This window comes from Bacteriovorax sp. As-1 (assembly GCF_058446905.1).
In genome coordinates this window covers 1,745,364-1,769,336 of sequence record NZ_CP184341.1, presented here as the reverse complement: position 1 = coordinate 1,769,336, position 23,973 = coordinate 1,745,364, and the positions used below count along the sequence as shown (strand labels likewise).

General features: G+C 40.1%; 24 protein-coding genes. 12 read left to right on the top strand and 12 right to left on the bottom strand.

Annotation, left to right across the window (positions count from 1 at the left end; genetic code table 11):
- Positions 1–10 precede the first annotated feature (10 nt).
- Together ACN20O_RS08955 and ACN20O_RS08950 are read left to right on the top strand one after the other, a co-directional pair.
- Positions 11–826, top strand: a complete 816-nt coding sequence (locus tag ACN20O_RS08955; protein WP_491639158.1) for a hypothetical protein — start codon at positions 11–13, stop codon at positions 824–826.
- Positions 823–1,302 carry a hypothetical protein gene (locus ACN20O_RS08950; protein ID WP_491639156.1) on the top strand — a complete coding sequence of 160 codons (480 nt, stop codon included), beginning with the start codon at positions 823–825 and terminating at the stop codon, positions 1,300–1,302. Before ACN20O_RS08955 ends, ACN20O_RS08950 begins: the two co-directional genes overlap by 4 nt.
- Before the next feature lie 72 nt (positions 1,303–1,374).
- On the opposite strand, the gene ACN20O_RS08945 is transcribed toward ACN20O_RS08950, so the two are convergent.
- The gene (locus ACN20O_RS08945; protein ID WP_491639154.1) at positions 1,375–1,596 is read right to left on the bottom strand and encodes a hypothetical protein; all 222 of its coding nucleotides are present in this window, start codon (positions 1,594–1,596) and stop codon (positions 1,375–1,377) included.
- Positions 1,597–1,943: 347 nt separating this feature from the next.
- Here ACN20O_RS08945 and ACN20O_RS08940 point away from each other — a divergent pair, with 347 nt between their 5' ends.
- Both ACN20O_RS08940 and ACN20O_RS08935 read left to right on the top strand, forming a co-directional pair.
- Positions 1,944–2,273: a hypothetical protein gene (locus ACN20O_RS08940; protein WP_491639152.1), complete on the top strand. Its 330-nt coding sequence runs from the start codon at positions 1,944–1,946 to the stop codon at positions 2,271–2,273.
- Entirely contained in the window at positions 2,266–3,162 is an 897-nt protein-coding gene (locus ACN20O_RS08935) for an alpha/beta fold hydrolase (protein WP_491639150.1), read from the top strand. Before ACN20O_RS08940 ends, ACN20O_RS08935 begins: the two co-directional genes overlap by 8 nt.
- Here the strand turns inward: ACN20O_RS08935 and ACN20O_RS08930 are convergent.
- Complete coding sequence (locus ACN20O_RS08930; protein ID WP_491639148.1) at positions 3,159–4,370, bottom strand: TIGR04552 family protein; 1,212 nt, start codon at positions 4,368–4,370, stop codon at positions 3,159–3,161. The genes ACN20O_RS08935 and ACN20O_RS08930 overlap by 4 nt on opposite strands.
- A gap of 75 nt (positions 4,371–4,445) precedes the next feature.
- On the opposite strand from ACN20O_RS08930, the gene ACN20O_RS08925 reads away from it, so the two are divergent.
- From ACN20O_RS08925 to ACN20O_RS08915, 3 genes are all read left to right on the top strand, one after another.
- Positions 4,446–4,949 (top strand): phosphatidylglycerophosphatase A family protein, encoded by a 504-nt coding sequence (locus tag ACN20O_RS08925; RefSeq protein WP_491639146.1) that lies wholly within the window; start codon positions 4,446–4,448, stop codon positions 4,947–4,949.
- Positions 4,950–5,177: 228 nt separating this feature from the next.
- Positions 5,178–6,293 carry a recombinase RecA gene (gene recA / locus ACN20O_RS08920; protein WP_102241969.1) on the top strand — a complete coding sequence of 372 codons (1,116 nt, stop codon included), beginning with the start codon at positions 5,178–5,180 and terminating at the stop codon, positions 6,291–6,293.
- Positions 6,294–6,370: 77 nt separating this feature from the next.
- Positions 6,371–6,862, top strand: a complete 492-nt coding sequence (locus tag ACN20O_RS08915; protein WP_491639144.1) for a regulatory protein RecX — start codon at positions 6,371–6,373, stop codon at positions 6,860–6,862.
- On the opposite strand, the gene ACN20O_RS08910 is transcribed toward ACN20O_RS08915, so the two are convergent.
- The 3 genes from ACN20O_RS08910 to ACN20O_RS08900 form a co-directional block, all read right to left on the bottom strand.
- Entirely contained in the window at positions 6,854–7,837 is a 984-nt protein-coding gene (locus ACN20O_RS08910) for a hypothetical protein (RefSeq protein WP_491639142.1), read from the bottom strand. The two genes, ACN20O_RS08915 and ACN20O_RS08910, sit on opposite strands and share 9 nt — an antisense overlap.
- Positions 7,838–7,847: 10 nt before the next feature.
- Positions 7,848–8,696 (bottom strand): TIGR02147 family protein, encoded by an 849-nt coding sequence (locus ACN20O_RS08905; protein WP_491639140.1) that lies wholly within the window; start codon positions 8,694–8,696, stop codon positions 7,848–7,850.
- A 63-nt stretch (positions 8,697–8,759) separates the two neighbouring features.
- Positions 8,760–9,239, bottom strand: a complete 480-nt coding sequence (locus ACN20O_RS08900) for a hypothetical protein (protein WP_491639138.1) — start codon at positions 9,237–9,239, stop codon at positions 8,760–8,762.
- Between the two features lie 276 nt (positions 9,240–9,515).
- On the opposite strand from ACN20O_RS08900, the gene alaS reads away from it, so the two are divergent.
- Together alaS and ACN20O_RS08890 are read left to right on the top strand one after the other, a co-directional pair.
- Positions 9,516–12,140, top strand: coding sequence for an alanine--tRNA ligase (alaS, locus tag ACN20O_RS08895; protein WP_491639136.1), 2,625 nt, complete (start codon positions 9,516–9,518; stop codon positions 12,138–12,140).
- Positions 12,141–12,143: 3 nt separating this feature from the next.
- Positions 12,144–13,877, top strand: a complete 1,734-nt coding sequence (locus ACN20O_RS08890; RefSeq protein ID WP_491639134.1) for an ABC transporter substrate-binding protein — start codon at positions 12,144–12,146, stop codon at positions 13,875–13,877.
- 3 nt (positions 13,878–13,880) lie between these two features.
- On the opposite strand, the gene ACN20O_RS08885 is transcribed toward ACN20O_RS08890, so the two are convergent.
- Positions 13,881–14,738, bottom strand: a complete 858-nt coding sequence (locus ACN20O_RS08885) for a hypothetical protein (protein WP_491639132.1) — start codon at positions 14,736–14,738, stop codon at positions 13,881–13,883.
- A 131-nt stretch (positions 14,739–14,869) separates the two neighbouring features.
- Here ACN20O_RS08885 and ACN20O_RS08880 point away from each other — a divergent pair, with 131 nt between their 5' ends.
- Positions 14,870–15,274 carry a hypothetical protein gene (locus tag ACN20O_RS08880; RefSeq protein ID WP_491639130.1) on the top strand — a complete coding sequence of 135 codons (405 nt, stop codon included), beginning with the start codon at positions 14,870–14,872 and terminating at the stop codon, positions 15,272–15,274.
- Positions 15,275–15,277: 3 nt separating this feature from the next.
- On the opposite strand, the gene ACN20O_RS08875 is transcribed toward ACN20O_RS08880, so the two are convergent.
- Entirely contained in the window at positions 15,278–15,511 is a 234-nt protein-coding gene (locus tag ACN20O_RS08875) for a hypothetical protein (RefSeq protein WP_491639128.1), read from the bottom strand.
- Between the two features lie 39 nt (positions 15,512–15,550).
- Positions 15,551–15,799 carry a hypothetical protein gene (locus ACN20O_RS08870; protein WP_491639126.1) on the bottom strand — a complete coding sequence of 83 codons (249 nt, stop codon included), beginning with the start codon at positions 15,797–15,799 and terminating at the stop codon, positions 15,551–15,553.
- 104 nt (positions 15,800–15,903) lie between these two features.
- Between ACN20O_RS08870 and ACN20O_RS08865 the strand changes: the two genes are divergently transcribed.
- Both ACN20O_RS08865 and rpoZ read left to right on the top strand, forming a co-directional pair.
- Entirely contained in the window at positions 15,904–17,718 is a 1,815-nt protein-coding gene (locus ACN20O_RS08865; protein ID WP_491639124.1) for an AMP-dependent synthetase/ligase, read from the top strand.
- A 176-nt stretch (positions 17,719–17,894) separates the two neighbouring features.
- Positions 17,895–18,107 (top strand): DNA-directed RNA polymerase subunit omega, encoded by a 213-nt coding sequence (gene rpoZ / locus ACN20O_RS08860; protein ID WP_102241957.1) that lies wholly within the window; start codon positions 17,895–17,897, stop codon positions 18,105–18,107.
- A gap of 218 nt (positions 18,108–18,325) precedes the next feature.
- Here the strand turns inward: rpoZ and lon are convergent, their stop codons facing one another.
- From lon to ACN20O_RS08840, 4 genes are read right to left on the bottom strand one after another with little or no spacing between them, the layout of a single operon-like run.
- Positions 18,326–20,833 (bottom strand): endopeptidase La, encoded by a 2,508-nt coding sequence (gene lon / locus ACN20O_RS08855; RefSeq protein WP_491639122.1) that lies wholly within the window; start codon positions 20,831–20,833, stop codon positions 18,326–18,328.
- A gap of 17 nt (positions 20,834–20,850) precedes the next feature.
- Positions 20,851–21,339, bottom strand: a complete 489-nt coding sequence (locus ACN20O_RS08850) for a hypothetical protein (RefSeq protein WP_491639120.1) — start codon at positions 21,337–21,339, stop codon at positions 20,851–20,853.
- 47 nt (positions 21,340–21,386) lie between these two features.
- Entirely contained in the window at positions 21,387–23,180 is a 1,794-nt protein-coding gene (locus tag ACN20O_RS08845; protein WP_491639118.1) for a matrixin family metalloprotease, read from the bottom strand.
- Position 23,181: 1 nt separating this feature from the next.
- A complete protein-coding gene (locus ACN20O_RS08840) occupies positions 23,182–23,904 on the bottom strand; it encodes a hypothetical protein (RefSeq protein ID WP_491639116.1) in 723 nt (240 codons plus the stop codon).
- Positions 23,905–23,973 lie beyond the last annotated feature (69 nt).

Here is a 23,973-nt window from a genome sequence, read left to right as displayed (position 1 = left end):
ACCCAATCCCATGGAAATAGTGATTGAAACATCTCTTGGGGCCAAGCCTCTTCCAGCTCTCTCAAAAAAAGACCCCGTCGTCTCGCAAGTTGCTGCCGACTTAAAAGACCTTCTGGCCCAGTTTAAAGACCCTAAAAAAGGTCTCAAAATCATCTCGGTTAAAACATCCATTCACGAAAAAACTCTCAATAGGCTTCTCAACGAAGAAAATCGTGCCAGCTACATGACAATCTTCAAGCTTTACCGCTACATCTTGGATGAAAATGATGATGCAAAAATCCTGGACCTCGCTCCAGAAGTAATTAAAAATTATCTCGTGCAATCTAATCCCCAACTCCTGACAGAGCAAATTACATTCAGCTCTGGCATCGACCAGGAACTGGCAAAAAATCCAGTCTTCGGGGAAATCTATATACTCTGTGGAACAGGTCCACTTAGCAAAAAAGAACTGCTCACTCGCTTTGGCCATTACGGTTTAAGTATCTTAGAAAAAATGCTTAAACAGCAGGTCTTAAAAGAAAGTGGGTTTGAGGTCTATGAATTAGGTAAAAATCAGGCCAATTTTGGGCCCGAAAGCATTATCAATTTAGGAACTCATCTTGCCTTAAATCACGTCAAAAAAATCAATGGCGACCTGCTTGATCAGAACTTTATGGGTTTATATGCCGAAGGTCTTTCGGATGAAGCTTATAAACAATGGCTTAAAATAGATCAGGAAGCCTTTAGGAAAAAGGTTGCACTCTCTTCAAATAAAAATAATCTTGGGTCAATAAGGGCATTTACCTTTATGACCACAGACTCTCTCAATATTGAGGTCGAAAAATGAAAATATCATTGATTCTTATGACTCTTGTACTAGGTTTTACTTCATCTGCCTTTCCAGGTGTTGGAGGAAGCCATGGTGGAAGTACACTTAGTGCTTCATGGAGCGAAATCAAACGCTCGCCGAGACTGGAAATAGCCTCTCCTCAAATTCACTTCGTTTCTCAGGAGAAAATTACGGTTGCCGTAGATGTGATGGAAGTTTGTGTGAATGGAGATACTCTTCGAACTATCAATGCCCGCAGTATTTATACTGGCGACGATAAAAAAGACAGTTATGAAGTTCTTGAAAGAAGCCGCAATTACATGGCTAAAATCCCTTCAAAGAAAAGAAATGCAGAAGAAATCAGCGTAAAAGCAGAAATCCCTCTGAGATATGAAATTGATGTTATGGCGAAATCAAAAGACCGCAGCTACAAGCTCTTCTCAAAAGATTATATTATTCCTGAATGTAACAGAGAAGGCGAAGCTCTGGAGTAAAAATAGCAAAAGGCAGAGATAGAAACAATCTATCTCTGCCGGCAACTAGTTAATTCGCAAGGGGGGAATTAATTAGTTCTTGTGATCGATAACTTTTACGCATTTGTATCCTGCGAATACGAACTTACGAAGCTCTTTGCTCCAAACGTAGTATGGTTGAGATTCGTAGTTAGCTGGACAGTCAACAGCTAGAGTTTCTACAGCTTCGAAAGCTACGTCATTAACGTCTGCTTCGTTAGCGAAAGATAGAGTTGAACCAAGAACTAGAGTAGCAAGTAATACAGCTTTTAACATGTGTGTCTCCTGTGACAAGTTATTAATGAGACGCCATCCTAGTCGTTTCTTTTTTTTGTCGTCAATCAATCCTAATCATTCAGCTTCACTCTTATGGACATCTTTAGAGACAGGCCTTTTTGTGTCCAGGTTTCGCCGGACAAACCTTGATTGAGTCTCAAAAATACCCGAGCAATGTACACCATCAAATAAAAATGCCGGCTGTAAAAATCCTGTGATTTGCTATAATCAAAGTCATGATACATCTTGAAATATTGACTTCTAGCGATCCCCTTGCTGTCGGACTCTACGAGTTTGAGTTTAATCATATACATATTGGCCGATCAAAAAAAAATGACCTCATTTTTTTGGATAGAGAACTTCCGCTTCAGTACATGACTATTCAGATTATTCAGGATAAAAATGGACCAGGGCTTATCGTGAAGAGTTTAACCCGCGCCCCTTTCTTTTTTGTAAACGGAAAGAAAATCAGCGGTGTTTTAAAAATCCGTCCTAATGATGTGATCGCCTTTGGTGAAAACAAAATTAAGATCCACGTCTTTGCCCAGACCAATGACGAAACAGACCTGAACGAAGCCTTTAAAGGATTTGCCGCCAATGCCAGCGAGCTGAGATTTGCCCTGGACTTCATTGAAGAAGTGTTGATTGAAGTAGAAGAGAAAAACCAAAATGTTTAAGAAAAACCACCCTAGCTATTTTTATACCAGCGATGGAATTCGTCTCTTTTACAACACGAACTTCACTCTGCAGGAATTCAATCCGGAAAAACCGGTGGTAGTGTTTATCTACGGTCTACTTTGCAGCAATAATCACTTCAAATACCAGATTCCATTTTTTGAAGAACAAGGCTACCAGATTCTTTTACACGATTACCGCTTCCACTTTGCCTCATCTGGTGACGGCGATCTGGAAACCTGCAACTTCCCCAACATCGCTAAAGATCTTCATGAACTTTTAGCTGAACTCAATATCAAAAAAACTCTGTTTGTTGGCCACAGCATGGGAGTGAATATCTGTCTTGAGCATGCCCGCCGCTATCCTGAAGATGTGAGCGCTCAGGTGCTTATCTCCGGCACAGTCTTTCCTCCACAGGACATTATGTTCGACTCAAACATTGTCGACATCACTATGCCTTATATTGAAGCTTTCACTAAAAAGTACCCGGAACTTTACAAGTCAGTGTGGAAGCACTCTTTTAAAAACCCGATCGCTCAGTACGCTATCTTTGATGGTGGATTCAACAAAAAACAAGTTGAGATGGAATTCGTTCAGCTCTACATGAAAAAGATCAGCGAACTTCCAGAAACACTCTTCTTTCACCTTTTAAAACTAATGCATGACCACGATGTTATCAATCATCTGGAATCTATCCAGACTCCGACATTAGTTATTGGCGGTGACAAAGATAAAATCATTCCCAATTATCTTCAGAATATCCTGACGAAGCATCTGCCTAATAGCCAGCTTTACATCGTTAAAAATGGCTCGCACGTGCCTCAGGCGGATTTCCCCGACATGATCAACTACAGGATCAATCAGTTCACTAAAAAATCACTGAAAGCTTAGATTTCGATTTGTTTGTACTCGATAATAGATTTGAAGACGCGCTTCATTGCTGATCTCACCTGCTGGCGTTTGTACTCTTGGTGAGAAGCCTCCCCTTGTGAGTTCGCCTTGAAAGCTTCCTGATCTACAACTTGAATTTCGTATGGATAGAAGAAACGAATATCTCTGGCCACCAGCGAGATGTCCATATTGAGAACTCTACGGGCTAGCTCGTTTTCTTCCGGATGAGAATTTTTAGCAATTCTTCTTAGGTCATTAAATTCCTGAAGGAAGGGATTCTTGTATTCAATTAACTGACGACAAGTAAATTGAATTGACTGATAAGCTTTAGAGGTATGTTTGTTTCTCTCATTCTCTGAAGGCTCAAGCTGTGCTTCTACTGCCGCTCTTTCCATCGCAGCTAAAAAACGCTCTTCAGAAAGATTGTTTCTGATGGCCATTTTTAAAAGTGATTGGTGAGACTCTTTAAACTTCGGCATATTGATCATGGTATTGATCGCACGGCTTGGTTTATTGTTATGAGGAATAACGATGTTCTTTTCCATCAGGAAACGAATCAACCTAAGAGAATCAAAACGAGTGTGAGTAATAAAACGCACACCAACTCTATCAAAGAGTTCTTCAGCTACGTTTTCAGCTTTATGCAGAAGTTTAATGATAACACTCTCACGGGTCTTTTTAGATTTTGTTTCAAAATCAACTAAAGGCACGCGGTCATCAGTTCCTCTGACTCCAATAAAGAGTTTGTCATCATCACTTCTAAAAACATATTTATAGAAACGATCAAAGATCTGAGTCTGAACGATATTAAAGTAATTCGAACGAAGATCTTTATCAGCGTGCATAATTGTATGCATAACTTTTAAAACAACTTCCGCCCAAAGCTTATCTTCTTTCTTAACGATGTTGTCGTCTGTCGCCATCAAAAAAAGCTGGCTGATATCCGAAATCATCAAAAGTGAATTGGGAACTTTAAGATCCAGCCCATCCGGGTTTCCTTCTTTTAAGAAGTACCTGCGAATAAACTGCATGGCCTCCTGGAAATTTCCAAAGAGTTCTGATTTAGCTACGCGGTCGTTGGGATCAAGGCCATAGCCTTTAAGAAACTGGTTAACTTCTTCAATAGTAGACATAGGTCCGAGAAAATTCTTTGTATCGAGGGCCGACTTTCCGCCAATAACGACGTCGAAGATTTCCCAATCGAACATATATTTATGAAGATAACTCGGTCTTTCCATTTAAAGCCTTTTTAAGATCCAATAATCGAGCTAGACTATTATGTAATGAATGATGCTAATCGACCAGAACGAACAAGACCAGATATTCTTTTCCTCTCTTTCTTTGGTGTAGGTTTTTTGCCTAAAGCACCTGGAACGTGGGGAACTCTTGCTACGCTTCCATTTCTCTACTTCATCGGAAGATTTAATCCTCCGTTTTTTCTATTCATTCCATTCATTATTATCGTGACCCTGATTTCTTCATTTGTCACAGATAGCGTGCAAAAAAAATTCAATCTGCACGATCCACAGTTTATCGTGATCGACGAAGTTTTAGGAATGACCACTGCGTGGTTATTCATTCAAAAACATAACCTCGCTCACCTCTTTGTCCTCTTTATTCTCTTTCGCGCATTCGATATTAAGAAGATCTGGCCAGCGTCGTATTTCGATCAAGAAGTGCATCATGGTGCGGGAACTATTCTCGATGATATCGTCAGCGGTGTGTATGCCGGAGTTGTCTACTTGGGCATTAACTACCTTTTCGGCCAATATTTAAACTTTATCTAACTTACGCTAAATTTACGCTTGACTTGCGCAAAGTTTACGCACAAACTGAATATAAGAAAAAAATTGATTCTTTAGCCATCAATTTGTGATGTTTTGACCCCATTAGTCTAATAATTACAAACACTTGATTATGTTATAAGTTGATCAATTTGCATAAGTTTTAAGTTATCGAATAACCACAAGAGTGTTAGCGTTAAAGCACACATATTGAGATCCTCCGGAGGAATAATGTCACTACAGAAAACATCTGCTGCTCCATCACCAGAAAAATTAAAAGCCCTTGATCTAGCTCTATCTGCAATTGAAAAACAATTCGGAAAAGGCGCGATCATGAAACTAGATAACAAAACTGCAACTGAAAAATTAGCAGTCATCCCAACAGGATGTTTAAGTCTAGACCTAGCGCTTGGAGTTGGCGGTATTCCTCAAGGTAGAATCATTGAAATCTACGGACCAGAATCTTCAGGTAAAACAACTCTTACTCTTCACATTGCGGCTGAATGCCAAAAGCAAGGTGGAACAGTTGCTTTCGTAGATGCTGAACACGCTCTTGATACAACGTACGCTGCAAAACTTGGCGTAGATATCCCAAACACTCTTATCTCTCAACCAGACTCTGGAGAACAAGCTCTAGAGATTGCTGATATGCTCGTTCGCTCTGGTGCTGTTAACCTTCTTATCGTTGACTCGGTAGCTGCTCTTACTCCAAAAGCAGAACTTGAAGGTGAAATGGGTGATTCACACATGGGTCTTCAAGCAAGACTTATGTCTCAAGCTTTAAGAAAACTTACGGGATCAATCTCTCGCTCGAACTGTACAGTTATCTTCATCAACCAACTTCGTATGAAAATTGGTGTTATGTTCGGTAACCCAGAAACAACAACTGGTGGTAACGCTCTTAAATTCTACGCTTCAGTACGTCTGGACATCAGAAGAACTGCTGCGATTAAAGATGGTGAATCTCATATCGGTAACAGAACAAAAGTTAAAATCGTTAAGAACAAAGTTGCTCCTCCATTCAAAGAAGCTGAATTCGACATTATGTACGGACAAGGTATTTCTAAAGTTGGAGACATCCTTGATCTAGCTTCAAACAACGGTATCGTAGAAAAAGCTGGAGCATGGTTCTCATACAACAACTCTAAGATCGGTCAAGGGAGAGAAAACTCTAAGACTTTCCTAGAGCAAAACCCAGAAATGCTAGAAGAAATCAAACAAAAGATTCTAGTGAAATTTGGTCTAGCAGAAGGTTTCCCGGCTCCACAAGTTGACACAACAACTGGTGAGATCCTTGAAGAAGAAACTGAAAAAGCTCCAAAGAAATCTAAAAAGAACATTCAATAATTAAATACTGACTTTGAAGTCCCACTCTCCTCGAGAATTTGAGGCCATGGGACTTTCAAAGTTTTTAAACCAAACAAATGTCAAAACAAGCGTATAGCTACCTCGTAAAACTTCTTTCATCGAGAGATTATTCTGAGCACAAGCTTCGCGAAAAACTCCGTGAGAAAAAGTTTCCTGCAAACGATATCGAAGCTGCGCTTAACGAGATTAAAGAACGCGGTTTTCTACGTGAAGAAGCTTACTCAGAAGCACGAATCAAAGGTTTCATGAGTAAAGGATACTCGGCCAGTTATATCAAGCAAAAGCTTCAACAAGAAAAACTCGATGTTTCTGAAGATCATATTTATGAAATCTTTGATGAACACAGAGTCAGTGAAGCTGAACAGATTAAAAAACTCCTAGCTAAGAAATTAAAAGGCCTTTCAGAAGATAAAGAAGAAGCTCACAAAGAACGCCAAAAAGCGATTCGTTTTGCTTTAAGCAAGGGACACAGTCCCGGAGCTGTTTTTAAAATCCTAAAAAGCAATTTCAACAGCGCCGGAATCGAAATAGAACCTGAATTATTTTAAAGAAATTCCCATGTCATTTAGAAGGAAAACATATTTTTCACCTGGAAGCCTCTCCAGTGTGAAATCCCATGTTAAGCGAACATTGACCTGTTCAAAATAAACCGTCTTATTTTTTCTTTCGCAAGCAAACTCGCCCCATCCATTAAGAGAGAGGATATAGTGATAGTTAACCGTTCTTCCTTTTTCCCAATAAATATTATCAAGGTTTGCTCCAACTAGTTTGTCACCGTTAGTGCATTTATAAGCAGTCATCATTGAAGGGACTTCATATTTGTCGCCGTTATATTCTAGTACGTATTGAGCAAAATCGTATTGGTTGCTGCTGGCAAAAAGAGTGAAGATAAATTGGCCGCCAAGAACATCATAAGTAAGCTCCTTAGTATTGGCTTCCATCATTGCGCGTACACTTAAGGCCAGGTCATCCAGGAAAGAATGAGAAGCGACACCAACCTGGTGTCCAATTTCATGAACAAGTAAGGCCACCATTGAAGAGTAAATAGCATCTTTAGGATAATTATGAGCTTCTGTCAGGTTGATGAAGATCGGGAACTCATCACTAAAGCCAGTTTTGGCCACGCGGATTTCCGGGTCTAATTCATCTTGCATATATTTTTCGAAGTTTTCTCCAGAAAGGAAAACTAAGCGATTTTTTTCTTCTCTATTTTTAAGAACAACTTCTCTGATTTTTTTAAGAACTTCACGCCTTTCACTATTCTGATAACAATCTTTATTGTTAAGACATTGAGAAATATAGCGATCCAAACTGCGGTAAATATAAAGTGAAGCCTGCTCAACAGCGCCTCCCCCATTTCCAACAATATCTGCTCCACCAGAAGCTTTCATTGCTTGAAGGCTGATTTTTAAAAACTTCTGATTAAGTTCAGCTCTATCTTCATCTGGAAGATAAACACTGGCGCTTAAGCTTTTAGAAACAAAAAGTGCAATCAGTAACAAGGCCGATTTAATATTTTTCATATTCACTTCCCTAGTGCTTCAACTGTTTTGTTAATTCGAAAAACTGTACGTTCATCTGGTAGACATCTTCCGACTCTAACTCTGAAAAACGACTCGAAAACTCCTTAATGAAATCAAATATAAATTTCTTTGCTTCTGGAAGGTTTTCTTTTTTAATTCTCATTGTCGTACTATTGATTTGTCTTTGCTCCACTTCCTGCTCCATAAGAGCTTCCTGAGCAAGCTCCATCATCCCGTAGTGGTGCTTTTTAATAGCTGATGAAGGAATGTCATTTGAAGTGATAAGACCTGGTTTCACAACACGCAGACGATTTGTTTCATCGCGCTTGATGATTTCAAGATCTTCAAGGTCTTTAAGAGCTTTTTTGATTTGTCCGACACTGACTTTTTTTCTTAAACGTTTATGAATCCAGTTCTCATCTTCAATGAAAGAATCGGTAGAAATGAGCTGCTTGAGCGCAATGTAATACCATTCACTGATAGCTGAGAACTGTTGAAGATCGATTGAGTAAGAGTTTTTCTCTGTACTTAATTTCTGAATTTGTTTGAGGTGCTCGTTAACGTCTTGGTTTTTTGTCTTTTTTCTTTCCAGGTCGACAAGGAGCTTAAAGTAGCGCTCTTCTCTTCCGCTCATTTTAAAATCTTTAACCAGACGGTCAATCATATCTTCCGACGGAAGACGTTCCCCTGTAAGAACCATAGAAAGAGAGCTGGCCGACTTGTAGCCTAAGCGCTTCGACCAATTCTGTAGATTGTGATGGTCGTGCGAATACATTCCGGAAGGAAGGCCTTTCTTTAACATGAAAGCCTTAAAATCCGTGAAATCAAATAGACTAAGTGGCAGTTCTGTCGTTTCCATTCTTACCCTTAAATTTTAAAAGAAGTGCCCACGAGGGGCGCGGGCACTTCAGTATTTAAACGATTACTCACAAGCTGAGATTGAGTATTCTTTTGTGAAAAGGTGACGAGTTGTTCCTTCTTTTGGAGAAACGATTTTTAGAACGTCTACGTCAAAAGAAGTTGGTTGAGCGTATGAGTAGTCTTCGTACTTAACACATACGTCTTGCTCTTTTGAGTGTCTGTATTCAACACATCTTGTTCCAGTTACTTCGTTGCTTACGATACCGAAAGCTTTTGAAGTAGCTGCACAGTAAATTCCACCGTTTTTACCTGGCTTTACAGCGTATTTTGTACATTTTTCGATAACTTTTTTAGTTCTGATTGTATTTCCATCAAGACAAAGGAAATCAACACCAGTCCAAACTCCATGAGTCATTTGAGCAGATGGCCACTCGATTTGAAGAGAGCGGTCTTTGTTAAGAGATGACCAAGAGTCATTTACAGAAGCTGCAAATACGTTTGAAAGGCTTAGAAGAGAGATTGCAAGTACGATAGTTTTCATTTTTTTCTCCAGTTGTAATTAATAAGTTCACTGTTATTTCGATGAGTGAGTTTTATTAACTCCGGAACCCTTTCACAATTATTTTTCACAAAACAAATACATTTGTTTTCACCGGCCGTGAAGTCCTTTGTAAAAAAGTGGTGAAAAAACAATGCAGCGAGCCTTCAACCTATTGAAAACATGGTCCTATCATTGGAGAATCCATTCCCGTTTTATAAAGTTCTATGGTACTCTTAAGTCTTCAATTTAGTGTACTTTTGACAGGATATTAGGCACATGGAAACAAAACTGACTGGACAACAAATTAGAGAAAAATTTGCAACCTACTTTGCGAAAAAATCGCATGAGAAGGTGGCCTCGAGTTCTTTAATCCCTCATAACGATAAAACTCTTCTCTTCTGTAATGCCGGAATGAACCAGTTTAAAGATTATTTTACTGGTAAAGCAGTTGCGACTAACAAGCGTGCCGTGAGCATTCAGAAATGTGTGCGCGCTGGTGGTAAACACAACGATCTTGAAAACGTAGGACACACAGCTCGTCACCACACTTTCTTTGAAATGCTTGGTAACTTTTCTTTTGGTGATTACTTTAAAGAAGACGCTATTAAGTTTGCTTGGGAATTTTTAACTGAAGAATTAAAAATCCCGAAAGAAAAACTTTATGTCACTGTTCACTACTCTGATGATGAAGCTCGTGGACTTTGGAAAAAAGTTGCTGGTCTTACAGATGAGCGCATTTTTAACAAAGGCGATAAAGATAACTTCTGGGAGATGGGAGAATTTGGTCCATGCGGTCCTTGTTCTGAAATCTTCTTTGACCACGGTGAAGAACACACGGATCACGATCTAGTGAGAAAAGATCCAAATGATCTTCTTGAAGATGAAAAAAGATATGTAGAAATCTGGAACCTAGTTTTCATGCAATTTGAAAAAACTCCAGAAGGAAAGTTCTCTCTTCCAAAACCATCTATTGATACCGGTGCTGGTCTTGAGCGCGTAGCTGCTGCTCTTCAAGGTGTTTATAACAACTACAATACCGATATTTTTGCTCCCATCATGAGAAAGATCGAAGAAGTTTCTGGCAAAAAATATGAGCCAAACTCAAAAGATGAAAAAACAAAAGCGGCTTTCCGCGTTGTGGCCGACCACATCCGCTCATCTACTATGCTTATTACTGACGGTGCAATTCCTTCTAACGAAGGACGTGGATACGTTCTAAGAAGAATTATCCGTCGCGCAGTAAAATACTTAAACGAGCTTGGAGTAAAAGAAGTTTCTTTCTACAAACTTGTTCCAGCTGTTTTTGAAGCACTTGGTGCTGAGTACCCGCAAAATGCGGCGAATGCTGAACTAGCTGTTAAACTTCTTGAGCTTGAAGAAAGAAAATTCAGAGAGACCCTGGAAAATGGTCTGAAGTATCTTAACGAAGCTCTTGCTAAAGAAGTAACGAACAAAGTTTTCTCTGGTAAAGCAGCTTTCAGACTATACGATACATTCGGATTCCCGGTCGACTTAACAGAAATGTATCTTGCTGATCAAGGAATCGCTCTTGACCATGAAGGCTTTGAAATGGCCATGAAAGAGCAAAAAGAACTTTCTAAGAAATCTTGGAAAGGAGGTCTTGATAACTCTGATAAAGTTTTCCACGCTGTTAAAGAAAAAAATGGTGCAACGAATTTCGTAGGCTACGACAAATTAGAAGTTGAAGCAAAACTTGTGGACGTTATCGACATGGGTGAAGCGAAAGGACTAGTTTTTGATACAACCAGCTTCTACGGCGAGTCCGGAGGACAGGTTGGTGATATCGGTGTGGTTAAAGCTGGAAAAAATACTCTAGCTCATATTGATGACACTCAAAAACCAGTTGATGGACTTCACGTTCACATCTCAAAGGATGCAGACGCTCTTGAAGTTGGAAAGTCATATACACTTTCAGTTGATGCTCACACGAGAGCCTTAACAATGAGAAACCACTCAGCGACTCACTTACTTCAGTCTGCTTTAATTAAAGTTTTAGGTGCACACGTAAAACAAGCTGGATCTGTTGTAACTGCTGAAAAACTTCGTTTCGACTTCACTCATCTTCAAGCGATGACAAAAGAAGAAATCCAGAAAGTAGAAGACTTAGTGAACCAGGAAATCCAAAAAGCTCACAACGTAAGCGCTGATCATATGAGCATGGATGAAGCTCAGAAAAAAGGAGCAATGGCCCTTTTTGGTGAGAAATACGGAAATGTTGTCCGCGTTTTAACAATGGGTGATTTCTCGACAGAACTTTGTGGAGGAACACACGTAAGAAACACTGGGGACATTGGATTAATCACAATTTTAAGTGAATCATCTCTGGCGACTGGAGTTCGTCGTATCGAAGCGACAACGTCTGAGACAGCGGTTAATTACTTAAGCCATAGATCAAACCTTCTTAAGAAAGTTGAAGGGATGTTCATGGATAAAGAGGAGCGTGCCCTGGCAAAACTTGAAAATCTATTTAAAGATTTAAAGGATAAGCAAAAAGAAATCGAAGCCCTTAAAGACAAAATCATGGCGAGCGAATCTAAAGACCTCTTCAGCAACGTTGAAAATATCGGCGGTGTGGATGTGGCCATTGTTGAAGCTCCAGCAGACAGCGATTTAAGAAAGCTTTCGGATATGTTTGTGAGCAAGTTCCAAAACGGTGCTGTTGTTCTTTACAACACTAGCGGTGACAAAGCGACAGTACTTGTTCGCGCAACAAAAGGCGTATCTAAACTAAACGCTGGAGACGCTCTGAAAGAAATTCTTTCAGTCGTTAACGGACGAGGCGGTGGAAAGCCAGACATGGCCCAGGGTTCTGGGGATGCTAGCCTTCTAGCGAAGATCGCTCCACAAGCAAAAACGGTGCTTAAATCTAAACTAGGGTAATAGATGAAAAAATCACTGGCAGTCTATAGTCTCTTTCTCGTTCTGGCCTTTTTCTACGGTTGTAATAAAAAAGAAGCCGTTAAGAATGACAAGATTTTGAATATGGCACTGACCAGTGAGATCTCAACCCTCGATCCGGTCAACTCATACGATAACGTTTCGGGAATGGTTATCTACAACATCTGTGAGCAGTTATACGACTACCATTACTTAAACCGCCCTTATGAATTAAAGCCTCTGCTCGCTGAAGGAATGCCGGTTATTGAAAACAATGGCCAGCGCTACGTGATCAAGATTAAGAAAAATATTCGCTATCACGACCACCCGGCCTTCAAAGGCCAGCCTCGTTTCGTAACAGCTCAGGACTTCATTACTCAGTTTAAGCGCCTTTCTTATAATCCACTCAACTCTACTGGATGGTGGGTTGTTGATGGGGCCATTAAAGGAGTCAATGAGTTTAAAAAGACTGTTGGCGATGACTTCGAGAAATTTAAGTCGACATCAATCTCTGGTATCAAAGCTCCAGATGATCACACATTAATTATTGAGCTTACCCAACCCTCTCCTCAGTTCATTTATAAATTGTCGATGAGTTTTATTTCTCCAGTACCACTGGAAGTTATCGAGCATGATAAAAATGATTTAAGCCACAACCCGATTGGAACCGGGCCTTTCTATCTGACAAAGATGGATGCGGCCAAAGAAATCACGTTGGCAAAATTCCCACACTACCACGAAAGCTTCTACCCTTCTGAAGGAGACCGCTATGCTAATAGCCGCGGGCTTCTTAAAGACAGTGGTGAGAAAATCCCATTTATTGATGGAATTAAGTTCGTTGTGGTTAACGACAATAAAACTCGCTGGGAATTATTCAACCAGTACAAGTTAGACTTCATTGTTCTTCCCCAAGATTTCTACACTCAAGTTTTTGATGATGTCGGAAATCTAAGAGAAGACATTAAAGCAAAAAACATTCGTCTACAGACTATGCCCACTCTGACTTACTGGTGGCTGGCCTTCAACATGAAAGACCCTCTATTAGGAAAGAACCTGAACCTTCGAAAGGCAATTGCTTACGCGGCCGATATGGATAAATATATCCAGCTCTTCACTAACAATACCGGGCAAAGAGCAAACTCAATTCTTCCCCCAGGAATTTTAGGTTACGACACTTCTGCAACTCTTCCTTACGAGTACAATCTGGAAAAGGCCAAAGAATACCTGGCCAAAGCAGGGTATCCTGGAGGAAAAGGTCTTCCGGAATTGATCTATGATACGAGAGCAGAATCAAAAATCAGTAATGCTCAGGCCGAATATTACAAAACTCAGCTGGCCATGATCGGAATTAAAATTAAGATTGTTCAAAACAACTTTAAACAATACTTAGAGAAATCAAGAACAGGACACCTACAATTCTTCCAGGATGGCTGGACTCTTGATTACCCGGATGCTGAAAACATTTTCCAGCTCCTGACATCTTCTAATCATCCTCCGGGACCGAACGCTTCTTTCTACTCTAATCCGCAAGTCGATGCGATGTACGAGAAGATGAGCAAGCTTCCTGATGGTGAAGAAAAGAAAGCATTGATTAAAAAAATGGAAAAAGCCGTCAACGACGATCTTCCATGGATTATGCAATACTACTCAAGAAACTTCATTCTTTACCACGACTACGTAAAGAACTACCGCCCTTCAGACTTAATCTGGAGCTACCCAAAGTACTTACGAGTTAAGTAATTACTATTCTGGATATATTGATTTCATAAATTCATAAACGGCCGGAAGCTTCTCTTTAATGGAGCTTCGGTCGACTAATTCTGGCGAAATTGAAGGGCTCTTTGGATTGTGAACGCCAAACCAAGCAGCACTTAAACACGCAAAAAACTCCTGCTCATTGGCCATCATATAAGTTAGCTCATTATCAGCGTTCTTTTCAAAGATTTTTTTGTTTTTTGCTTCTTCATAGAGCTTTGTTAACTTCTTTTGATCACCTTCATTCATTCCCATGACGTGCATCGTGTGAGCGAATTCATGCGTGAGGATATCTTCTGTTCCATGATATGGATCGTTTGGGGTTTTAAGCAGATTATCTTCACACACCGTTGTAATTGGTCTTCCAATCACACCGCCACCACCGCAGATATCGCAAAAACTTCTACCATCAAAAGTGCGCTTGTCTTTTAAGTCGCGCGCCTCTGGCATATCACAGTAGTTCTCACTTTTAGCGATCACCACCACTTCTGCATTTAGTTCAATCAATTTCTTTCTAATATCCGGTCTCTTAGAAATCATCTTCTCAATAATGGCCGCCGCTTTATCCAGCGATTCATCTTCTATAGCGCTCGATCCCTTAATGCCCAGTCCATTAGTAAGTTTAAATTTTTTGTAGAAATCCTTGGCCGACAATGAACTTACTGCCTTTTTCACGCTGTCATCTAAAGTCTCGGCGTTTTTATTTAAAACAACCGCCATCCGTTCCTGGCAGGGAACATTAGATTCGTGACCTTCATGAGCGATGGCCACAGACATAAGGAATAGAAGAAAAACCAGTGTTTTCATCATTTTTAGTTTAGCACGCTGATACCCGATCATTTTCATTTGATCACCCTTTCAGGCAACTTTTTCCTCTCTGACTCTCCCTCCGTTGCGCTTTCTTATCTCGGTGAGCATTGGCGCCGATAAAAAACTAAGATTCAAAGACTGCACTTTGAATAACGGCGAGTTTAGTCATGAAAAAGTTTTTTGAGCTACCAGTTCTCTTTATGATTGCTTTGACATTCACGGCTTCAATGGCCATTGCTAAAGACTACGTCATTTACAGCATTTCTCAAGACATCCCTATGGGCAATAAAGATGAAATTATCAGAAAGAACTTCTATGTAGACATGGGTAAAAACCAAGGCGTGAAAAAAGGAAGCGTCCTTGATGTTTACCGAGTAGTCTCTGTTCTTGATCCGTATGAAAGCAAAAAACGCTTCAACCACCGTGTGAAAATCGGTGAGGTAAAGGTTCTTCATGCCGAGGACTCTTCTGCCATTGGCGTTTTAAATAAGCTTGAAGAAGGCGAAGAAACACCAGTCTTTGAAGTTGGAAAACTAATGATTGGGGATATCGTAACGGTAAAAGTTAAGTAAGCCTTAGCTATTGGCGTGAAGCACTGCCCTTCTTTCCTGAATTGATTCCGTCATTTTATTAATCGCCGTGAGCGCTTTTTCCAGGCGCTCAATCTCGCGCGCATCTACATTCGGGTTATCTCGTAATGTACGAAGAACAAATGTCGTCATTCCATGGGCCACGACTATGTTATTTGCAATATCATGAAGAAACTTTCTTTCTTCAGCCGTTGTTTCTTTCGATGTTTCATCACTCATAGTCTGTCCTCTTTTTCGAAAGTATATCACGTTTTTTATTTACTCAATTTTTTTATACTTAAGTAACGTCACTTCCAGCACAGATTCTCGCACGCATTTCAAAGTAACCCATAGCAGGTAATCCTCACCCTTATCCAAGGCCACCGATTGATGAGGGTAGACATGAATTTCCTTAATTTTTAGTCCACTATAAAAACCGCGGAAGTGAAACCTGAAGAAGGTTTTTTTATTGCGTGGTGAGATTCTCTTGGCCTGACAACGTGAGAGAATTAAGATCATATCTTGCATAAAATACTCCAGTATCAAATGCCTTGATACTGCAGAAATCGAGCATAAGTTTTTTAACTAAGATGCCGAAATTAAGTTAAGCAAATTATTTAAAGGTTCAATTTATGATGAAAGATTCAACAATTTCAAAACTCTTTTTTAGAAAGACTTCGAAATCACCTCACAGAAAAGCTATCGGATGGGTTGATGGAAACGACCTTAACTTCTACAACAACGATGAATACCAACAAAAAGTTCGTCAGTTTTTTTACGGACTGATTAAATTAGATACTCAGCCTCAAGACCGCGTCGCTATCCTGGCACAGACTTCTAAAGAGTGGCACTTTTTTGATCTTGCAACAATGTGTGCACGTGCGGTGGTGACTCCCGTCTACCCGACTTATCTTGCTCACGAAGTTGAATACATTCTCAACCATAGTGAAACAAAAATTCTCATCTTGGAAAATGAAGCTCAAATGCAAAAGATCCTTGAGATCCAGCACAGCCTTACGCATTTGAAATATATTGTCGCTTTAAAAGAAGTCACTGAATACTCAGTAAAAAAACTCTCAGATAAAATTATTTTTCAGAGTTTTCAACAATTCCTCGACAATGGGACAGCTGAGTCGCAAAACTCTCCCAAGCTTTTTGAAGCAACAATTGAGGCTAGTGAACCACAAGATATTGCCTCAATCATTTACACGTCAGGAACAACAGGTGAACCAAAAGGAGCAGTGATTTCTCAACGCGCTTTTGTAGTTATGTTAAACAACGTGTACACCTCTCTTAAAACCAACATTCTTCCAACTGACCGAACGCTGACATTCCTTCCTCTCTCACACGTTTTTGGCCGTTGTGACTCTCTCTTAAACTTAGTTTTTGAATTTGAATGTGTCTTCGCTGAATCCCTTGATAAAGTTGTCGACAACCTTCAAATTGCAAAACCTACTCTGCTTCTTGCTGTGCCAAGAATCTTTGAAAAGGTTTACTCGAAGGTTCTGGAGAACATCCAGAAAGAAAACGACCTTAAAAAGAAAGTCTTCGATTGGGCCCTTAAAGCTTCGAACGATTATTTTGAAAAAATTAATCAGGATAAATCACCAAGCACCTATGAGATTTTACAAAAGAATCTTGCTTATAAACTGGTCTTTGAAAAAATCTACAACCGCTTAGGTGGACGTATTCGCTTCCTGGTTTCTGGAGGTGCTCCCATTTCTCCAGAAATTATCCGTTTCATGCAAAACGCGAATCTTACGATTCTTGAAGGCTACGGTCTGACTGAGACAGTTGCGCCTTGTATCCTAAATCCTCCAGTGAGACAGATTCCGGGAACGATTGGTCTTCCTCTCGGTGATGTACAAGTGAAGTTTGCTGAAGACGGCGAGATCATGGTGAAGACCGAGGCGATGCTAACGGAATACTACAAAAATAAAGAAGCCACAAAAGAGGCTATTAAAGACGGCTGGCTTTACACTGGCGATATCGGTGAACTTACTGTTGAAGGCTACGTTAAAATCACCGACAGAAAAAAAGACATCATCATTACCAGCGCAGGGAAAAACGTGGCCCCTCAAAAAATTGAGAACACGCTTAAACTGCAAAAACATATTTCTAATGCCATGGTTGTCGGAGACCAGAGAAAGTTCTTGGTCGCGATTATCAGTATCGATCACGAAGCCTTCCGCGATGACGGCGTGAGCGGCAGAACCTATGAAGAGCTCGCTGAGGACTCGAAAGTTTATGAGATCGTCGACCAGGAGATCCATACCGTAAACAAAGAGCTGGCCAGCTTTGAGAGTATTAAAGGGTTTTTTATTGCACCGAGTGATTTTACGGTCGAAAACGGCCAGATTACACCTTCCCTGAAGCTTAAGAAGAAGGTTATCCTGAAAACTTACGCTAAAGAGATTGATGCTTTGTATAAAAAGCTGGAATCTTAGAGTTACTTTATTCAGCGAGCTCTTAAAAACGACGCAAGTCTTTTCATTTATTCAAAAGTAGTAGAAATGCTCCACTGGAGCATTTCTTCGCTGAATTGACAAAAATGGGCATTAAGACTATAACTTAAAGTTCGTAAATCTATTTTTAGCCCCAATCGGCTTTAGGAGACAATCCAATGGCAAGAATTACTATCGAAGACTGCTTAGAAAAAGTAGAAAACAGATATGAGCTAGTTCACCTAGCTACTAAGAGAGTAAAGCAACTAAGAGAAGGAGCTGAGCCTCTAGTTAAGTCTAAAAACAAAGAAGTTGTAACGGCTCTAAGAGAGATCGCTGCTGGTAAAATCAAGCACGCTCCAATCAGCGAATACGACTCAGACGAATTCTAAGATCTTATTCTTCATTTATTTCTTATATAAAAAACCGCCTAATTTAGGCGGTTTTTTTATGCCCAAATCTTAAGGTTAATTTCATTTAGAGATAAATATCAATGCCCGATATGAGAAGTGTAAACATCTCATGTTTGCACAAGAAACGGGGAATTGTGTTTATCAAGAGTGTTTATAAAAAAGGCCGGTGGAGACCGGCCTTTCTATTTTTAGATCTATTACTTTTTTAAAGCAATTTTCAGAACTTCATCAAAATGCGAAACCGGGTAGAACTTCATTCCTTTTCTATGTAGGACTGGAACTTCTTTTAGGTCTTTCTCATTTTGTTTTGGAAGGATGATGTTTTTAATCCCAGCGCGTTTTGCCGCCAGAACTTTTTCCTTAATCCCACCAACCGGAAGAACCTTACCAGTTAAGCTCAACTCACCTGTCATAGCGATATCAGAATCAACCGCTTTGTTAGTCGCCAAGCTGTAGAGAGCAAGCGCCATTGTAATACCAGCAGAAGGTCCATCCTTAGGAGTTGCTCCCGCTGGAAGGTGAAGGTGAACTTCGTGTGCTGCCAGGTAATCTTCGTTCTCATGCTCATCTTTTTTCACAACTGGAGTTGCCGGAGCTTTAGTCACTTTCTTCTTAGCTGGAGCAGGCTTCTTCTCGTCCATCTGGTTTTGAAGAAGTTTTTTAACGTATGAGTAAGCTAGTGTGGCTGATTCGTTCATTACGCCACCAAGCTGACCTGTAAGCTTGAATCCTTTTCCTTTTAAAGGAAGAGTTTCAATGAAAAGAATTTCCCCACCGTACGCTGTCCAAGCAAGACCTGTAACAACACCTGGTTTGTTTTTCTTTTCTGCTGAGTCAGAGTGGAAACGTGGAGTTCCCAGCATTTCTTCCAGGCTCGTTGTAGCTGGAACAAATTTCTTAGCTTTGTTTTTCGGGCGAGACACTTTTTCAAGAGCTGCACGTCTACAAAGTTTAGCGATATGTTGCTCAAGAACACGTACACCTGGCTCGCGAGCGTAGTCTGCAATAATTTTTTTGATAACATTTAAGCTTAGAGAGAAATCTGATTTTGTCAGACCGTGCTTCTTAAGCTGACGAGGAATAATCCATTTCGTTGTGATCGCCACTTTTTCTTCCAGCGTGTAACCAGAAAGCTCGATAACTTCCATACGGTCTAGAAGTGCTTCTGGGATATCGTTGATGTAGTTAGCTGTCGCAATGAAAAGTACTTTTGATAAATCAAAAGGAATGTCCAGGTAGTTATCGATGAATGTCGAGTTCTGTTCTGGATCAAGAACCTCAAGTAGAGCTGATGCCGGGTCACCTTGGAACGACTTCCCGATTTTATCAATCTCATCCAGCATGATAACTGGATTGTTCACTTCTACTCTCTTTAGGGCCTGAATGATTTTACCTGGCATTGCTCCCACGTAAGTTCTTCTGTGTCCTTTAATCTCAGCTTCATCTCTCATTCCCCCTAGAGAGAAACGGTAAAACGTTCTTCCTAGAGAGGCGGCGATTGATTTACCAAGAGATGTCTTACCTACTCCCGGAGGACCTGCTAAACACAGGATCGTTCCGTCATAAGAAGGCTTAAGCTTTCTAACGGCAAGGAATTCAAGAATTCTTTCTTTGGCCTTCTCAAGACCGTAGTGGTCTTTTTCAAGGATCTTTTTAGAAGCAGCGATATCGATGTTGTCATCTGTCGACTTCTTCCATGGAAGTTCAATTAACCATGTTAGGTAAGTTCTCGCTACGTTGTACTCTGGAGATGAATCTGGAATCAGTTCCAGTCTTTCCAGTTCTTCCTTAGCTGTTTTTAAAACATCCTCAGGCATTCCAACTTTTTCGATTTCTTCTTTGATTCTCTTGATATCGCGAGACTTTTCATCTTCTTCCATACCAAGTTCAGAACGAATAACTTTTAGCTGTTCACGAAGGAAGTACTCTCTCTGGTATTTGTTAACTTTATCGTTAACTTCATCAGAGATTTTCTTCTGGATATCAGCTACATCTTTTTCACGCTTTAAATAAACAAGAAGTTTCGCAAATCTCTTTTTAACAACGAGTGTTTCAAGGAAGTCCTGCGCTTCTGGGATATCAAGAGAGATAGCAAATGCCACTAGGTCGGCCAGTGACCCTGGAGACGGCGAGTTTAACATCGCCAGCTTCATCTCTTCGTTGAAGTATGGGTTAATTTCTGAAAGTTTCTTTACCTGATTGATAACTGATCTTGTGTAAGCATCAAGTTCTTCATCAGTTTCAAGGATGTCATCAAAAACTTCAATTTTTGTTTTTAAGATTGGAGACTCAGAAAGAATTTCTGAAGCTCTGTATCTCTTCATCCCGTGAACGAGAACGTTCACTGATCCATCTGGAAGTTTAAGTTTTTTTACAACTTTACAAAGAACTCCAACTTTGTAGATATCGCCTGATTTGATTTCTTTTTTATCGAAATCAATTTCTTCCTCAGGGATCACTTCGCCTTCATCATTCTTCAGGTCGTTTTTAACCAAGTTAAGAGCAACATAACCTGTTTTTAAAAGAGACTCATCCAGTTCTGGTGTGAATTTTTCTTCGCTCAGGATAATAGGTGCGATCATTCCCGGGAAAATCGGGCTGTTCATGATAGGGATAATAACAACGACTTCAGGAAGCTTTGGAAGCTCTTCCTTGCCTGTCGACGGCTTTAGTTTTACTTGGAAATCACTTTCTAAATCAGACATTATTAAACTCCAGGAAATTAATTTTTCAAATCAATAACGAGACGGCCTGGGTTTTCCAGGTAAAAAATATCAGCGATCACTTTGCCTTTTAATTGCATATCAATAGACAAATGATTTGATTCGATTGGGAAAAAATTGATCTTGTTAATAAAACGAGTGTTGGCCACGGTTTTAAAGTCTTTAGCTAGGCTTGTTTCAAAAATATCCAGGTACATTTTTTTATCATCTGAAGAAATGTGTCCGTAGATTTTAGGAACCTGGTTTGTCGAGAAGTCGATAACGATTCTTTCAAAACCTTGTTTTGGATTATACGACTGGCGTAGAGATTTAAGCGTCGATTGAAGCTTAACTCCGCCGTTGTGAAAGATTCCTTTTTCAACGTAGATTGAAGTTTTGTTATTGCTTAGTTTTCTGATTCTTTCTTTTAAAAGATCCTGACCTAGCGCTGATCCTGTAAAGATCGATGTTAAGCAAAACAGAGAGAGAGAAAGAGCGGCAAGTTTCATATAAGCCCCGGCTAATTATACTCATAAAAAGTATAAATCAGCTTGGGTTATCTTGCTATATGTTTTGGCTTATTCTGCTTAATGATTGAAGAGGTTAGATGGCAAAGAATTAGACTCAAAATCAGACCAATAAAAAATCCACCCGGCCCATTGCCAGATCCACCGTTAAGGTCCACCGTTCCACAAGCGATACCGTCGTCTTTCTTGCGCGCCCCAATTGATGTCGTGCCCTTAGTTGTGAAATCCGTTAACGCGTAAGTGTTGTTTGCATCGGTACATTGAGAGTTGTCAGTGAGCACTTGTTCCTTCGAAGACACCAATGAAAAAGTCGAATTCCCATTGTCTCTTACAATAGATGCACTGACTAAATAGAAGTATAGAGAATCTTCAAAGTATCCCGACGATGGGAAATAATCTGTTTTAGTGTACGGAAGGCCATTTGGGAAGTTAGGAAATTCCATTGATTCAGGCGTCACGGTAATTTCGAAGTTATTATCCGACAAAAATGATCTGTTAATCGGAACGCGCACAACCGTTTCAAGATTAAACCAGCCATCTGATTCCTGAATGTATTTTGGCGTGACACTAGTTGTTCCGGAATCTCTTTTAACTGAAATATTGGCCTTGAAAGGAGAATAGAAACTTTGATTTAAAATCCTGAACTCAGCATAAAGGTTCCCGGCCCCCACTGCATCCCAATCTGAAACGCCAGAGAGGTCCATGCGGAAATAATCAGCACTTCCCGATTGCCCCATTTCTTGAGCAGAAAAAAAACCAACGAAAGCGTTACCCAGCCCACTCATCACACTGCTTTGAATATCAAAACCCGCCGGAGTGATGTTTTTATTTTGCATGTACTCGACCGGAACATCAAGGCCACAACGAATCGTTACATTCCCCACATTCACACTTGAAGAATTAAGACTCACGGCCTGAGGAAAACCTTCTCCGGCAGAGCCACATTTCTGAAAGAAACTACCACGGTACTTTTTCGAGTTATCACAATAATCGTAATGCGCATTGGAGTATTTATTAGGAAGACCTACCAGTACAATTGGTGACGTGTACAAGTAATACTTATCATTTTTATCCAGGCCATCAATAACAAAAGTTCCGTCATAATCACTGATATTAGACCCGGCCACTTGCCCGGTTTTAAGTGATATCGCCTGGACATGAACTCCAAAAACACTAATTAGTGAACGCCCACCAACAACTTTTCCACTCAATGACCCTTTAGTTGAATCACCGTTTGGGTAAATAGAATAAACTCCGGCCTTATCATCACTCGATATTTGGTTTTGTCCTCTACTTAAGGCATAAAACATACTCGAGCCATTAACCTGACTGTGCCCTAAACCAAGAAAATGTCCCATCTCATGAGTAAGAACGTTCCCTAGATAATTCACCTCTGTCACTGTTGTAGAAAAGGTAAAATTATCATTGATCAAAATATCCGCTTCAATGATTTCTCCAGTGTTATTTTTATAATAAACCTGAGTGACACCAACAACGCCCGTCCCGTTAAAAACCGAAGGGTCTGTTGAAAAGTAAATTTCATTTAATCCCGTCTGTCCGCTTCCGGCCGTCTGGTTTTTGCGCAAACTGATTTTAGATTTCCCATCCCATTGAGCAATCGAGCTGGCTGCAATCGACTGAACCGTCGCCGAAGAAAGAGACTGAGTGTTAGTGCTATTAACAAAAATATCTAATAACGTAATGCCATTCGTCCAGTGAACTAAAGAATCGCCGGTCGTACGGTTTTGCACATAAGCCTTAGCTTCTGTTAAAAACAGACCTATAGTAAGTGAAAATAGAATCGCAACAACTGTTTTTTTCAACTTAAGTTCTCGTTCCTTTTTTCAACTTCCACCACATTGTCAGGGCACTAATAACCATCAAACCAAAAAAGGACCACATGGCCACAATACCGTCATTGTGTCCTTGCTCATTAACTTGCGCCGGAGCACGTTTTTCAAAAGTTACGTTTTTTGCAAAAACGCCCTGTTTTTTTGATTCTTCTGCTGGAGAAGCACTATCAACCTCAGGCGCACGAGTTGTTTTAAATTTCGTTTTGATCATGTCGATCATGCGCTCTTTTTTTACCTGCCCAATATCGGCGTCGTACGGGAATACACTCGAAATATAATAAATCTGCCCGTCGCGATTTTCGATTTTATATTTCCCCATCGTGAAATTGCTCAGGTAAATTTTTGATTCAATTTTCTTAAGCAGAAGAAATGATTTCTCTCCAACTGCAAACTCTGGAGCTCCATCGATAAATGAAGTCACCCCATTTACCGTTCCCCCAGTCATGGTAATTTTTAAAAACTCTCCATCCAGGTCGCTATTGTCTACATTGTAAGATTCACTAATCGCAAATGTGTACTCAGTAAAAATAAGTCCCATTTTATTCATGAATGATTTTTTAGATTTAAGCTCCACCTCGGCAGCGCTGTTTGATTCGTCGACTAACTTCTCCAAAGGCATGATTTGGAAAGTCGTGGCCAATGCACTCAATGAATTCACTAAAAGAATTAAAATGAATAAGCCTTTCTTTAGCACTGTCTTCCCCCTGGAATTAAGTACTATTTTATCGGCTTTTCATTCTTGGAAATTGATAAAAAAACAGTG

Bases quoted from the DNA above. Each gene is read 5' to 3' on its own strand.
- ACN20O_RS08905 (WP_491639140.1), bottom strand. From the start codon at position 8,696: ATGGAAACGACAGAACTGCCACTTAGTCTATTTGATTTCACGGATTTT.
- ACN20O_RS08950 (WP_491639156.1), top strand. From the start codon at position 823: ATGAAAATATCATTGATTCTTATGACTCTTGTACTAGGTTTTACTTCA.
- ACN20O_RS08890 (WP_491639134.1), top strand. From the start codon at position 12,144: ATGAAAAAATCACTGGCAGTCTATAGTCTCTTTCTCGTTCTGGCCTTT.
- ACN20O_RS08945 (WP_491639154.1), bottom strand. From the start codon at position 1,596: ATGTTAAAAGCTGTATTACTTGCTACTCTAGTTCTTGGTTCAACTCTA.
- alaS (WP_491639136.1), top strand. From the start codon at position 9,516: ATGGAAACAAAACTGACTGGACAACAAATTAGAGAAAAATTTGCAACC.
- ACN20O_RS08880 (WP_491639130.1), top strand. From the start codon at position 14,870: ATGAAAAAGTTTTTTGAGCTACCAGTTCTCTTTATGATTGCTTTGACA.
- ACN20O_RS08875 (WP_491639128.1), bottom strand. From the start codon at position 15,511: ATGAGTGATGAAACATCGAAAGAAACAACGGCTGAAGAAAGAAAGTTT.
- lon (WP_491639122.1), bottom strand. From the start codon at position 20,833: ATGTCTGATTTAGAAAGTGATTTCCAAGTAAAACTAAAGCCGTCGACA.
- ACN20O_RS08910 (WP_491639142.1), bottom strand. From the start codon at position 7,837: ATGAAAAATATTAAATCGGCCTTGTTACTGATTGCACTTTTTGTTTCT.
- ACN20O_RS08865 (WP_491639124.1), top strand. From the start codon at position 15,904: ATGATGAAAGATTCAACAATTTCAAAACTCTTTTTTAGAAAGACTTCG.
- ACN20O_RS08925 (WP_491639146.1), top strand. From the start codon at position 4,446: ATGAATGATGCTAATCGACCAGAACGAACAAGACCAGATATTCTTTTC.
- ACN20O_RS08850 (WP_491639120.1), bottom strand. From the start codon at position 21,339: ATGAAACTTGCCGCTCTTTCTCTCTCTCTGTTTTGCTTAACATCGATC.
- ACN20O_RS08935 (WP_491639150.1), top strand. From the start codon at position 2,266: ATGTTTAAGAAAAACCACCCTAGCTATTTTTATACCAGCGATGGAATT.
- ACN20O_RS08900 (WP_491639138.1), bottom strand. From the start codon at position 9,239: ATGAAAACTATCGTACTTGCAATCTCTCTTCTAAGCCTTTCAAACGTA.
- ACN20O_RS08870 (WP_491639126.1), bottom strand. From the start codon at position 15,799: ATGCAAGATATGATCTTAATTCTCTCACGTTGTCAGGCCAAGAGAATC.
- ACN20O_RS08930 (WP_491639148.1), bottom strand. From the start codon at position 4,370: ATGTTCGATTGGGAAATCTTCGACGTCGTTATTGGCGGAAAGTCGGCC.
- recA (WP_102241969.1), top strand. From the start codon at position 5,178: ATGTCACTACAGAAAACATCTGCTGCTCCATCACCAGAAAAATTAAAA.
- ACN20O_RS08955 (WP_491639158.1), top strand. From the start codon at position 11: ATGGAAATAGTGATTGAAACATCTCTTGGGGCCAAGCCTCTTCCAGCT.
- ACN20O_RS08915 (WP_491639144.1), top strand. From the start codon at position 6,371: ATGTCAAAACAAGCGTATAGCTACCTCGTAAAACTTCTTTCATCGAGA.
- ACN20O_RS08885 (WP_491639132.1), bottom strand. From the start codon at position 14,738: ATGAAAATGATCGGGTATCAGCGTGCTAAACTAAAAATGATGAAAACA.
- rpoZ (WP_102241957.1), top strand. From the start codon at position 17,895: ATGGCAAGAATTACTATCGAAGACTGCTTAGAAAAAGTAGAAAACAGA.